The sequence below is a fragment of the Sphingobium sp. LB126 genome (assembly GCF_002795205.1).
Classification (GTDB): domain Bacteria; phylum Pseudomonadota; class Alphaproteobacteria; order Sphingomonadales; family Sphingomonadaceae; genus Sphingobium; species Sphingobium chungbukense.
The window spans coordinates 3,210,460-3,222,715 of sequence record NZ_NETV01000001.1 but is presented as its reverse complement, the minus strand read 5'-3'; the positions used below and the strand labels follow the sequence as shown (position 1 = coordinate 3,222,715).

General features: G+C 63.6%; 10 protein-coding genes. 6 read left to right on the top strand and 4 right to left on the bottom strand.

What is annotated here, in order from left to right; genetic code table 11:
- The first annotated feature begins 64 nt into the window (after positions 1-64).
- The 4 genes from CAF53_RS15765 to alr all read left to right on the top strand — a co-directional run bounded on the left by CAF53_RS15765 (position 65) and on the right by alr (position 5,463).
- Positions 65-2,065, top strand: a complete 2,001-nt coding sequence (locus CAF53_RS15765) for an acetyl/propionyl/methylcrotonyl-CoA carboxylase subunit alpha (RefSeq protein ID WP_100238566.1) — start codon at positions 65-67, stop codon at positions 2,063-2,065.
- Between the two features lie 75 nt (positions 2,066-2,140).
- The gene (locus CAF53_RS15760) at positions 2,141-2,512 is read left to right on the top strand and encodes a tRNA-binding protein (protein ID WP_100238565.1); all 372 of its coding nucleotides are present in this window, start codon (positions 2,141-2,143) and stop codon (positions 2,510-2,512) included.
- Between the two features lie 271 nt (positions 2,513-2,783).
- Positions 2,784-4,376 carry an MFS transporter gene (locus CAF53_RS15755; protein WP_100238564.1) on the top strand — a complete coding sequence of 531 codons (1,593 nt, stop codon included), beginning with the start codon at positions 2,784-2,786 and terminating at the stop codon, positions 4,374-4,376.
- A 40-nt stretch (positions 4,377-4,416) separates the two neighbouring features.
- A complete protein-coding gene (alr, locus tag CAF53_RS15750; RefSeq protein WP_100238856.1) occupies positions 4,417-5,463 on the top strand; it encodes an alanine racemase in 1,047 nt (348 codons plus the stop codon).
- A 60-nt stretch (positions 5,464-5,523) separates the two neighbouring features.
- On the opposite strand, the gene CAF53_RS15745 is transcribed toward alr, so the two are convergent.
- Both CAF53_RS15745 and CAF53_RS15740 read right to left on the bottom strand, forming a co-directional pair.
- Entirely contained in the window at positions 5,524-6,696 is a 1,173-nt protein-coding gene (locus CAF53_RS15745) for an acetyl-CoA C-acetyltransferase (RefSeq protein ID WP_100238855.1), read from the bottom strand.
- A 48-nt stretch (positions 6,697-6,744) separates the two neighbouring features.
- Positions 6,745-7,833 (bottom strand): alpha/beta hydrolase, encoded by a 1,089-nt coding sequence (locus CAF53_RS15740; protein WP_100238563.1) that lies wholly within the window; start codon positions 7,831-7,833, stop codon positions 6,745-6,747.
- On the opposite strand from CAF53_RS15740, the gene phaR reads away from it, so the two are divergent.
- Together phaR and proS are read left to right on the top strand one after the other, a co-directional pair.
- Entirely contained in the window at positions 7,832-8,422 is a 591-nt protein-coding gene (phaR, locus tag CAF53_RS15735) for a polyhydroxyalkanoate synthesis repressor PhaR (RefSeq protein ID WP_100238562.1), read from the top strand. The two genes, CAF53_RS15740 and phaR, sit on opposite strands and share 2 nt — an antisense overlap.
- A gap of 89 nt (positions 8,423-8,511) precedes the next feature.
- Positions 8,512-10,038: a proline--tRNA ligase gene (proS, locus tag CAF53_RS15730; RefSeq protein WP_100238854.1), complete on the top strand. Its 1,527-nt coding sequence runs from the start codon at positions 8,512-8,514 to the stop codon at positions 10,036-10,038.
- A gap of 166 nt (positions 10,039-10,204) precedes the next feature.
- Here proS and hslU read toward each other — a convergent pair whose 3' ends face one another.
- Together hslU and hslV are read right to left on the bottom strand one after the other, a co-directional pair.
- The gene (gene hslU, locus CAF53_RS15725) at positions 10,205-11,506 is read right to left on the bottom strand and encodes an ATP-dependent protease ATPase subunit HslU (RefSeq protein ID WP_100238853.1); all 1,302 of its coding nucleotides are present in this window, start codon (positions 11,504-11,506) and stop codon (positions 10,205-10,207) included.
- Positions 11,507-11,535: 29 nt separating this feature from the next.
- Positions 11,536-12,090: an ATP-dependent protease subunit HslV gene (gene hslV, locus CAF53_RS15720; protein WP_100238561.1), complete on the bottom strand. Its 555-nt coding sequence runs from the start codon at positions 12,088-12,090 to the stop codon at positions 11,536-11,538.
- Between the last annotated feature and the right edge of the window lie 166 nt (positions 12,091-12,256).

Genomic DNA, 12,256 nt, shown 5'->3' with positions numbered 1-12,256 from the left:
GAGAGCGGGTCTTCGGCAACTCGCCCAAAGGGCGAGAGGAATAGGACTGGGGCAAGGACAGATAATGGCAATCACCAAGATCCTGATCGCGAACCGTGGCGAAATTGCGTGCCGCGTCATCCGCACCGCGCGGAAGATGGGTATCAAGACCGTCGCCGTCTATTCGGACGCCGACGCGCGCAGCCCCCATGTGCTGATGGCGGATGAGGCGGTGCATCTCGGCCCGCCGCCCGCCGCCCAGTCCTATCTGCTCGCCGACAAGATCATCGAGGCGTGCAAGGCAACCGGCGCCGATGCGGTGCATCCGGGCTACGGCTTCCTCTCCGAACGTGAGAGCTTCCGCAAGGCGCTGGACGCTGAGGGCATCATCTTCGTCGGCCCTCCCGCCAACGCCATCGCCGCCATGGGCGACAAGATCGAATCCAAGAAATTGGCCAAGGCTGCCGGCGTCAACGTCGTTCCCGGCTATGTCGGCGTGATCGAGGATACCGAGCATGCCGTCCGCATCTCGAACGAGATCGGCTATCCGGTGATGATGAAGGCGTCGGCCGGCGGCGGCGGCAAGGGTATGCGCCTGGCCTATAGCGAGCAGGACGTGCGTGAGGGCTTCGAAGCGACAAAGCGGGAGGGCCTCAACAGCTTCGGTGACGACCGCGTGTTCATCGAAAAGTTCATCGAAAGCCCGCGCCATATCGAAATCCAGATATTGGGCGATCAGCACGGCAACATCGTTTACTTGAACGAGCGCGAATGCTCGATCCAGCGCCGCCATCAGAAGGTGGTAGAGGAAGCGCCTTCGCCCTTCGTCAGCCCCGAAATGCGCAAGAAGATGGGCGAGCAGTGCGTCGCCCTGTCACGCGCGGTCGGCTATTTCAGCGCGGGTACGGTCGAGCTGATCGTGTCGGGCGCGGACAAGACTGGCGACGGCTTCTACTTCCTGGAAATGAATACCCGTTTGCAGGTCGAGCATCCGGTGACGGAGGAGATTACCGGCCTCGACCTGGTCGAGCAGATGATCCGCGTCGCCAATGGCGAGGAACTGTCCTTCCGGCAGGAGGATGTGAAGATCAACGGCTGGTCGATCGAGAATCGCGTCTATGCCGAAGACCCCTATCGCGGCTTCCTGCCCTCGACGGGGCGCCTGATCCGCTACAATCCGCCTGAGTCCGGAGCCGATGAAACCGGAGCCAAGGTGCGTGTCGATGACGGCGTGGTCGAAGGCGGCGAGGTCAGCATGTTCTACGACCCGATGATCGCCAAGCTGATCACCTGGGCGCCGACCCGTCTGGAGGCGATCGATAAGCAGATCACGGCCCTCGACCAGTTCGAGATTGAGGGGCCGGGCCACAATATCGATTTCGTCTCGGCGCTGATGCAGCATGAGCGGTTCCGCTCGGGCAACATCACCACCGGCTTCATCGCGGAGGAATATCCGGAGGGCTTCACTGGCGCCCCGGCTTCCGAAACGCTGTTGAAGCGGCTGTCGGCCATTGGCGCCTTTGCCGCCATGGCGCAGGCGGATCGCGCTCGCCGGATCGAGGGGCAATTGGGCAAGCGCCTTGCTCCGCCGACCGATTGGCAGGTGAAGATCGGGGACGCGATCCATGACGTCGTGATCAACGGCGACGATGTCACCGTGGACGGCGAGGCGATCGAGCTGGCGCTCGAATATACGCCCGGCGACCGGCTGATCGAGGCGGAGTTCGGCGAGGAGCAACTGGCGGTGAAGATCGCGCCGGTGCGTTCGGGCTTCGTGCTGACCGCCCACGGCGCCAGCCACAAGCTGCGCATCCTGCCCGCTCATGCGGCGGTGCATGCCAAGCATATGATCGAGAAGATTCCGCCGGATCTGTCGCGTTTCCTGATCTGTCCGATGCCGGGCCTGCTGGTCGCGCTGAACGTCAAGGAAGGGGACAAGGTCGAGGTCGGCCAGCCTCTCGCCGTGATCGAGGCGATGAAGATGGAGAATATCCTGCGCGCGCAAAAAGCGGGCGTGGTGAAGAGCGTGTCGGCGGCGCAGGGCGAGAGCCTGCCGGTCGACGCGATCATCCTCGAACTGGAATAAATCGGACGCGAGGCCGCTGTGCAAGGAGAAGGGATAAGGCCTTTTCCTTGCGCGGCGGACATGCTGTGATGGGGCATGCATCTGGATCATGACCCCAACTCGCCAGCCGGCGAGGCCATTGGCTTCGACGATTTCCTGAAGGTCGATATCCGCGTCGGCACGATCCTGTCGGCGGAAGCCTATCCGGAGGCGCGCAAGCCGGCCTACAAGCTGCTGATCGATTTCGGGCCGGGGATCGGCCGCAAGAAATCGAGCGCGCAGATCACCGAAAATTATGCGCTGGGGGATCTGCCTGGACGACAGGTGGCTGCCGTCGTCAATTTTCCGCCGCGCCAGATCGGGAAATATCTGTCCGAAGTGCTCACGCTGGGGTTCGCGGATGAGGCGGGCGCGGTGATGCTGTTTGCGCCGGACAAGGCGGTGCCGAATGGATCGCGGCTGTTTTGAGCAGTTGGCGTTGTTGGGCAGGAATGGACATATCTCCTCTCCCAGAGGGGGAGGAAGGGGTCCGCTTGGCTGCGGCCGAGTGGGAAGGGGAGAGCGGCCCTTTACGCCACCTTTCGCCCTCATCCTTCCGCCGCTGCGCGGCTCCCTCCCTCTCCCGTTGGGAGAGGGAAAGTCCGATTTCACCCATATCGATCGCTGCGGTCATGCCGCTTGCCGGATCGGGGCACTTCATTAGAACGGCTCCGGACGAGGCGCACGGGCAGGGGGTGGAATGAGCGAGGGGACGGTCGGCGGCGACTATGTGATGGATGCGAAGCGGGACCGGCTGGTCATCACCGCGTCCGCGCTGGGCACCGTGTTCGAATGGTATGATTTCTATATCTACGGCGTGCTTGCGCCGATCATCGGGCGGACCTTCTTTCCGACCGACAATCCGACCGTCGAGCTGCTCTATTCGCTGGCGGGCTTTGCCATCGGATTCGGGTTCCGGCCGCTGGGTGCGGCATTGTTCGGCTATCTCGGCGACAGATGGGGCCGCAAATACACGTTTCTGGCCACCATCGTCCTGATGGGCGCGGCGACGGCGGGTGTGGGGCTGACCCCTTCGGCCGCCAGCATCGGGGTGGCGGCGCCGGTCATCCTCATCCTGCTGCGGATCGCGCAGGGACTGGCGCTGGGCGGCGAATATGGCGGCGCGGCCATCTATGTCGCGGAACATGCGCCTGCCGGGAAAAGGGGGTTCTACACCAGTTTCATCCAGGCGGGCGTGATCGGCGGCTTCATCCTGTCCCTGATCGTCGTCGTGGGCACGCAATCGATCGTGGGCAAGGGGGCGTGGGAGGCATGGGGCTGGCGCCTGCCCTTCATCTTCTCCCTGGCGTTGCTGGCGATTTCGCTCTGGATGCGGCTGATGCTGCGCGAAAGCCCGGTCTTCACCGCGATGAAGGCGGCCGGCGGACAATCGCGCAATCCGCTGAAGGAGGCGTTCACCTATCCCGGTAACAGGCGGCGCATGCTGGTGGCGATGATCGGCATTGCCGCGGGCTTTACCGTCATTGCCTATACGGCGATGTTCCAGGCGCTCTATTTCCTGCAAAGCGGGCTGCATGTCTCGCCCGGTATGGCGCAGTTGCTGGTGGGCGGGAGCGCCTTTGCGGGGATCGCGTCCTTCATTTTCTTCGGCTGGCTGTCGGACCGGATCGGACGGAAGAAGCCCATCGTCATCGGCTATGCGCTGGTGCTCCTGCTGCTGATGCCGCTTTACCAGTTCATGGGGAGCACGGCCAATCCGACGCTCTATCGCACGGCGAAGCAGGCGCCGGTGGTCGTGAGCGGTCCCGATTGCAGCTTCCATCCCTTCGCCAAGGTCCAGCCGACCGCCTGCGGCAAGCTGCTCGACCATTTTTCCAAGCGCGGCATCGCTTATGAGAAGAGGGAGGCTGCCGCGCCATCGGTCAGCATCGGCGGCAAGGTGGTCGGCGATCTGAGCGCCGGGGGGCTGGACGCGGCGCTGAGGGCGGCGGGTTATGATTCGGGGACGGTGACGCCGGACTGGCCGCGCGCGATACTGCTGTTCCTGGCCTTGCTGCTGCTCTGGACGCTGTCCGGGGCGACCTATGGGCCGGTGGCTGCGCTGCTTTCGGAATATTTTCCGGCGCGGATACGCTATAGCTCGCTGTCGATCCCCTATCATATCGGGACCGGCTATTTTGGCGGTTTCCTGCCTTTGGTCAGCCAATATATCGTGGCTAGGACGGGCGATCCCTATGCGGGGCTGTGGTATACCGTCGCCGTGGTGGCGGCGGCGCTGCTGACCTGCCTTGTCGCCCTGCCCGAGACGCGCGGCGCGAAGCTGGAGGCATGATGCCTCGACGATGGCGCCGTGGGGCGCTATCCGCTGGGGCATGACTGATTTTTCGGCCCCGTTGCGTCTGCGCCTGGATGGAGACGCGCTGCTGTCCAACTGGCATTGGTTGAAGGGGCAGGGCGGCGCGGCTGCCTGCGGCGCGGCGATCAAGGCCAATGGCTATGGGCTGGGCGCTGCGGAGGTGATGCGGCGGTTGCTGGGAGCGGGCTGCCGCGACTTCTTCGTGTCCAATTGGGCTGAGGCCATGGCTCTGGAGCCGTTGCTCGATGTGGGCGTGTCGCTGTCGGTGCTGCATGGCGTGCGCGCGGAGGATATGGCGGTGGCGCTGCACTCGCGCGCCCGGCCGGTCCTGTGCACGGAAAGCCAGGTCGCGCGATGGAAAGGCGCCGGTGGCGGGGCCTGCGACGTCATGGTCGATACGGGGATGAACCGGCTGGGGCTCGACTGGCGCGGCGATGTCGGAGCGCAGGTGGCGGGGCTTGAAATCGTGACATTGCTCAGTCATCTGGCGTCGGCCGATGAGGATACGCCGCTCAGCCGGAGCCAGCTTGAGCGCTTTTCCGGGCTACGAAACAGCGTGGCGGCGGCGCGTTACAGCCTGGCGAACAGCGCCGGTATCTGTCTGGGGCATGCCTATGCCTTCGACATGACCCGGCCGGGCATAGCCCTTTATGGCGGCATCCCGCGCCGGGAGGCGGCGGGGCACATCCGGCAGGTCGTGGTTCCACAAGCGCAGGTTCTGCAACGCCGCCGCGTTCTGGCGGGCGATGCGATCGGCTATAATGCCACCCATGTCGCCAGTGCGGATATGGAGATCGCCGTGCTGAACCTGGGCTATGCCGACGGCTATTTGCGGGGATTTTCCGGGCGCGGGTCGATGCGGGTGGGGGATATGATCCTGCCGGTGGTCGGGCGGGTGTCGATGGACCTGACGGCGGTGGATGTGTCCGGCCTGCCCGAAGTGGCGGAGGGAGATTGGCTGACCGTCGATTATGCTTTGGAGGAAGCCGCCGCTATTTCGGGGCTGTCGCAATATGAGTTGCTGACGGGATTAGGCGCGCGGTTCGACCGGATCTGGCACTGAACCAAAAAAGGCCGCCGATCCCTGATGGACCGGCGGCCTTTTTTACGGTCGAAACTTCGCTTAGCGTTCGATGCACATGGCAACGCCCATGCCGCCGCCGATGCAGAGCGTGGCGAGGCCCTTTTTGGCGTCGCGCTTCTGCATTTCGTAGAGCAGGGTGGTCAGCACGCGAGCGCCCGAAGCGCCGATCGGGTGGCCGATCGCGATCGCGCCGCCGTTCACATTGACCTTCGACGGATCCCAGCCCAATTCCTGGCCGACGGCCAGCGCCTGCGCGGCGAAGGCTTCATTGGCCTCGATCAGGTCGAGGTCGGCCAGCGTCCAGCCTGCCTTGGCCAGCGCATTGCGGGTCGCCGGAGCGGGGCCGATGCCCATGATCGACGGATCGACGCCGCAGGTCGCGAAGCCGGCGATACGGCCGAGTATCGCGGCATTGCGCTTCGCGGCTTCGTCAGCGGTCATCACCACCAGCGCGGCCGCGCCGTCATTCACGCCGCTGGCATTCGCCGCGGTGACGGTGCCGTCCTTCTTGAAGGCCGGGCGCAGGCCCTGCATCGCCTCGATCGTGGCGCCGGCGCGGATATATTCGTCGGTGTCGACGATCGTGTCGCCCTTGCGGCCCTTGATCGTGACGGGGACGATTTCGTCCTTGAACCGGCCCGACGCGCGCGCCGCTTCGGCCTTGTTCTGGCTGGCGACGGCGAACTCGTCCTGCGCTTCGCGGCTGATCTGGTATTTTTCGGCCAGATTTTCGGCGGTGATGCCCATGTGATAATTGTTGAAGGCGTCGGTCAGGCCGTCATGGATCATCGTGTCCACCAGCGAGACCGCACCCATTTTGGTGCCGCTGCGCAAAAACTGGGCATGGGGCGCCAGCGACATGCTTTCCTGGCCGCCCGCGACCATGATGCGCGCGTCACCGGCACGAATCGCCTGTGCCGCCAAGGCCACGGCGCGCAGGCCCGAGCCGCAAAGCTGGTTGAGGCCGATGGCGGTGCGCTCGACCGGGATGCCCGCATTGACGGCGGCCTGACGCGCGGGGTTCTGACCCTGGCCAGCGGCAAGCACCTGGCCCAGAATGACCTCGTCCACTTCCTCGGGCGCGACGCCGGCCTGGGCGAGAGCGGCGACGATCGCCGTGCGGCCAAGTTCATGGGCCGGAGTGGACCCGAATGCGCCCAGGAAGCTGCCGACGGCAGTACGCTTGGCGGCGGTGATGACGATGTCTGACAAAGCCTTGATCCTCAATTCCAGTGGTTGTTTTCGCAGCCGCACATATCATCATCCGTCGTGGCTGGAAAGCCATTGGGACAGGGGGTGCCACAGTTGCTGTGGCGCGTTTCCGCCGACGATCATGCCGACATGACCGAGCGACAATGTCCGTGCTTCCGCCATTTCCGGCGCGGCTTGCGCCGGCACGATGCGATCGCTCGCGGAACGGATTGAGAGCGTTGGACAAGTCAGGCCGGCGGGATCGATCGACCGGTCGCCAATGCGCCATTGCCCCCGTCCACTCGCATTTGCAGCATAGAATTTTTCGAACAGATCGCACCCCGCCGCATAGCTGAGCGGAGGACCGCCATTGGCCCAATCCTCAACCGCCATGAAGGCGTGCTCCTCGTCTGATCCGGCGGCCATTTCGGCAAAGGCCGCATATTTGCGGATGGTCCGATGCGGGTCCATGGCCCAGAAGCCCGATTGCAGTACCTCCATCGGAACATAGCCCAGGCGCTGGCACATGGGTTTCGCTCCGCGCCACAGGGCACCGATATGCTCGCGGTCCGCAGGCGGGATGCCTTCGAAATTCCAGGGGGCGGCGATGGTCGAAACGGCCCTGGCTTTCCGCAATGTTGCAGCGCCGATCACCAGATTTCCGCCCAGGCAATAGCCCACCAGGATCGGATCGCGCGGCAACCGGTCCAGCATTGGCAACAGCCGCTCCGTCACGTGGCGGTCCAGGCCCAGCGTACCATCATCCTGTGCCGGGGTGCCCCAATCCACCAGATAGGCGTCGTGCCCTGCTGCACTCATATGGCGCAGCATGGACCGGCCGGGCGACAGGTCCAGCACATGCGGCGGGTTGATCAGCGAGGGCACGAACACCACCGGCGCGCGCCCGTTTTCCGTGCCATATCGGATCAGTTTCGCGCTGCCCGCGGATGCGAAAGCGGGCGGGGCTGGGGCGCGCACGGGACGCCTAGCCTCTTGATATTTCCGCAAACCCTGGAAAGCGCGCTTTCGCAGTTCGGGATCGCCCTGCGTTTCTCGCCATAAAATATTGAGAAAAAGGGGTAAGGGCCGCGGCCCATGTTGCGACGCGGCATATTGCTGTGCTAATGCGGAAAATGCAGGTGTGGGAGAGGTATCCATGGCCAAATCTAAGACCGCGAACGAATCCGAACCGGTCGTTATCAAGAAGTACGCTAACAGGCGGCTCTATAACACAGAAACGTCGAGCTACATCACGCTGGATCTTTTGTCGCAGATGACTCGCGAGGGGCGGGAGTTCGTTGTCGTCGATGCGAAGACCGGAGAGGACATCACGCATAATGTCCTGACGCAAATCATCATGGAGGAGGAGCAGCGCGGCAAGAACATGCTGCCCGTCAACTTCCTGCGCCAGCTGATCGCCATGTACGGCGATTCCATGCAGTCCATGGTGCCGCAATATCTGGAAGCGTCGATGGATGCGTTCCGCAAGAACCAGCAGCAGTTCCAGGAAGCCATGAAGGGAGCCTTCGGCGGAGGCCCGCTGGCCGAGATCGCCAAGCGCAACATGCAGATGTTCGAGGCGGCGGCGAGCGCCTTTGGAACGGGCATGCCGGGCATGCCGGGAATGGCCGCACCCACGCCCACGCCCACGCCGTCGTCCGCTTCCGAAGAGGCCAAGGATGACGAGATTGCTGAGTTGAAGGCGCAGCTTGCCGCGCTCAACGCGAAGATCGACAAGCTGAGCTAAGCCGCGCTTCCGGCTATCCTTGGGAGTCGACAGGGAGGGCGCGCTTGGCCTATGGCGCGCCATCCATTCGAAATTTTAAGGTCGATCCCGTGAAGCACGCCCTTTCCGTTACCCGCGAACAGGATTTCGCCGCCTGGTATCAGGCCGTCATTTCCGAAGCCGACATGGCCGAGGAAAGCGGCGTGCGGGGCTGCATGGTCATCCGGCCATGGGGTTATGGCATCTGGGAACGCATGCAGAAACTGCTGGACGAGCGCATCAAGGCGACCGGCCACGAGAATTGCTATTTCCCGCTGTTCATCCCGCTTAGCTATTTCGAGAAGGAAGCCGAGCATGTCGACGGCTTCGCCAAGGAAATGGCGGTCGTCACCCATCATCGGCTGATCCAGAAGGATGGGCGGCTGGTGCCCGATCCCGAGGCGAAGCTGGAGGAACCGCTGGTGGTTCGCCCGACTTCGGAAACGGTGATCGGCGCGGCTTTCTCCCGCTGGGTGCAGAGCTGGCGCGACCTGCCGGTACTGATCAACCAGTGGGCCAATGTCGTCCGTTGGGAAATGCGGACCCGCATGTTCCTGCGCACCGCCGAGTTCCTCTGGCAGGAGGGGCATACGGCGCACGCCACCGTCGATGAGGCGATGGAAGAGACGATGAAGATGCTGGAAGTCTATCGCAGCTTTGCCGAGGAGTGCGTGGCGCTTCCCGTCATCGCGGGCGAGAAGCCGGAGAATGAGCGCTTTCCCGGAGCGGTCGCGACCTATTCCATCGAGGCGATGATGCAGGATGGCAAGGCGTTGCAGGCGGGGACTTCGCACTTCCTGGGCACGACCTTCTCGCAGGCACAGAATATCAAGTTCCAGAATGCCGAAGGGCAGCAGGAACTGGCGCAGACGACGAGCTGGGGCGTGTCGACGCGGATGATCGGCGGCCTGATCATGGTGCATGGCGATGATGACGGTCTGCGCGTGCCGCCGCGTGTGGCGCCCTATCAAGTCGTCGTCGTGCCGATGCTGCGCGACAATGACGAGGATGCGGCGATCCTGGCTTATTGCGGTGATCTGGTGACGGAGTTGAACAAGCTGGACGTGTTCCGCGAGCCGGTTCGCGCGTTGCTGGATCGTCGCCCGGCCAAGGCTGCCAACAAGCGTTGGGGCTGGGTGAAGAAGGGCGCGCCGATCGTGATCGAGGTTGGCGGACGCGATGTGGCGGGCGGCAATGTGTCCGTCATCCGCCGCGACCGGCTCTATCGCGAGGATGGCAAGCTCGACAGCCAGATCGTGGCGAAAGGTGATTTCGTTGCGGGTGCGACCGGGAAGTTGGAGGAGATCCAGCAGGCGCTGTTCGCGGATGCGCAGGCACGGTTGCACGGCAATATCGACAAGTCGATTGCGTCACTCGATGCGCTCAAGGCCTATTTCGAAGCGAGCAAGAAGCCGGGTTGGGCTTTGGTGCAGTGGGCCAAGCCGACGGGCGCGGCGCTCGACAAGGTGATTGAGTGGCTGAAGGGCGAGAAGCTGACGCTGCGCAATGTGCCGACCGATGCGGAAGCGGCGGATGGGCTGTGTGTGTTCACCGGCGAGAAGGCGGTGGAGCGGGTGTTGGTGGGGCGGAGCTACTGACTTTTAATCAGTAGGTGGAGTCGGGACCATTCCCGACTTCACTTGATTGACAGAGGCGTCTGTTAATACGCTCCGTGTTCCTGCGCAGGCAGGAACCCAGTCCCGGCGTTTGAACTGGGTTCCTGCCTGCGCAGGAACACGGCGTTAATAAGGGCCAGGTTCGCCCTTACAGCACATATTTGCTGAGGTCGGTGTTCCGCGCGACGGACGACAGTTGCTTGTCGACATAGGCGGCGTCGACCACCAGGGTTTCGCCCTGACGATCTTCGGCGTCGAAGCTCACATCCTCCAGCAGCTTTTCCATCACCGTCTGAAGCCGGCGGGCGCCGATATTCTCGACCTCGCCGTTCACCTCCGCCGCGATCTTCGCCACCGCGCGGATGCCGTCGGACGTCAGGTCGATGGTGACGCCCTCGGTCGCCAGCAGCGCGCGATATTGCGCGACAAGGCTCGCCTTGGTGTCGGAGAGGATCGACACGAAGTCATCCTCGGTCAGCGCCTTCAGTTCGACGCGGATCGGCAGGCGGCCTTGCAGCTCGGGCAGCAGGTCGCTGGGCTTCGCCACATGGAAGGCGCCCGAGGCTATGAACAGGATATGGTCGGTCTTGAGCGGGCCATATTTGGTCGAGACCGTCGTACCCTCGATCAGCGGCAACAGGTCGCGCTGCACGCCTTCACGGCTGACCGATCCGCCACGCACGTCGCTGACGGCGATCTTGTCGATCTCGTCGAGGAAGACGATGCCGTTCTGCTCGGCGCTGGTGATGGCGACGCGGGCGACGTCGTCCTGGTCCAGCCTTTTGTCCTGTTCCTCCTCGACCAGCTTGTCCCAGGCTTCGGCGACGCGCAGCTTGCGCCGCTTCTTCTGTTGCTGGCCGAACGCCTTGGACATCATGTCGCTGAGGTTGATCATGCCGATCTGGCCACCCATGCCGGGGATTTCCATCGGCATGGAGGGACTGTCGGTCACTTCCACCTCAACCTCGACATCGTTCATCTGGTTGTTCTCGATCCGCTGGCGGAAGGAGAGGCGGGTGGCCTCGCTCGCTTCCTTGCCGGTCAGCGCGTCGAGCAGGCGGGCCATGGCGGCCTCGGAGGCGGCTTCGCGCACGGCTTCCCGGCGGCGGTCGCGTTCCAGGCGCACCGCTTCCTCGACCAGATCGCGGACGATCTGCTCCACGTCGCGGCCGACATAGCCGACTTCGGTGAACTTGGTCGCTTCCACCTTCACGAAGGGCGCATCGGCCAGCTTGGCAAGGCGGCGGCTGATCTCCGTCTTGCCGCAGCCCGTGGGGCCGATCATCAGGATGTTCTTGGGCGTCACCTCGTCACGCAGGTCGGCGGAGAGGCGTTGGCGGCGCCAGCGGTTGCGCAACGCCACGGCGACGGCGCGCTTGGCGTCCGCCTGGCCGATGATGTGCGCGTCCAGCGCGGCGACAATGGCTTTGGGGGTCAGGTTGTCGTTCATGATGTTCGGCAAATTTCCGGAAAAAGGGTTCAGTTCACGCTTTCCAGCTCTTCCACGACGAGCTGGTCGTTGGTGTAGACGCAGATTTCCGCCGCCACCTTCATCGCCTTGCGGGCGAGGGTCTCGGCATCTTCCTCATATTCCACCAGCGCACGGGCGGCGGCGAGGGCGAAATTGCCGCCCGAACCGATGGCTGCGACGGTGCCCTGGGGGTGGGCGACCGGTTCCAGCACATCGCCATTGCCGGTCAGGATCAGCGTCACTTCCTTGTCCGCGACGATCATCATGGCTTCGAGATTGCGGAGATATTTGTCGGTCCGCCAGTCCTTGGCAAGTTCGACGGCGGCACGCATGAGCTGGCCATTATGCCGTTCCAGCTTGGCCTCCAGCCTTTCGAACAGGGTGAAGGCGTCTGCCGTGGCACCCGCGAAACCGCCGATGACGGAGCCGTCATGGAGGCGGCGGACCTTGCGGGCATTGGGCTTCATCACCGTCTGGCCCATGGAGACCTGGCCGTCACCGGCCACGATCACCTTTCCGTTCTTGCGTACCGACATGATGGTCGTGCCATGCCAGACCGGCATGGAATGGGAGCGTTGGTCGTTCATGGCCCGGCATATGGGAGCGATGAAAGCAGCGTGCAAGCACCATGCTCCTAAGCGCCGGATCGTGTCATTTTCTGGACAGATTTATTTCAATTCGTTCAGGAACCAACTTGCCTCGATTGACATTGTGCAACGCAGCAACAAT

Coding starts and splice junctions, on each gene's coding strand:
- CAF53_RS15765 (WP_100238566.1), top strand. CDS start 65: ATGGCAATCACCAAGATCCTGATCGCGAACCGTGGCGAAATTGCGTGC.
- CAF53_RS15760 (WP_100238565.1), top strand. CDS start 2,141: ATGCATCTGGATCATGACCCCAACTCGCCAGCCGGCGAGGCCATTGGC.
- CAF53_RS15755 (WP_100238564.1), top strand. CDS start 2,784: ATGAGCGAGGGGACGGTCGGCGGCGACTATGTGATGGATGCGAAGCGG.
- alr (WP_100238856.1), top strand. CDS start 4,417: ATGACTGATTTTTCGGCCCCGTTGCGTCTGCGCCTGGATGGAGACGCG.
- phaR (WP_100238562.1), top strand. CDS start 7,832: ATGGCCAAATCTAAGACCGCGAACGAATCCGAACCGGTCGTTATCAAG.
- CAF53_RS15740 (WP_100238563.1), bottom strand. CDS start 7,833: ATGGATACCTCTCCCACACCTGCATTTTCCGCATTAGCACAGCAATAT.
- hslU (WP_100238853.1), bottom strand. CDS start 11,506: ATGAACGACAACCTGACCCCCAAAGCCATTGTCGCCGCGCTGGACGCG.
- hslV (WP_100238561.1), bottom strand. CDS start 12,090: ATGCCGGTCTGGCATGGCACGACCATCATGTCGGTACGCAAGAACGGA.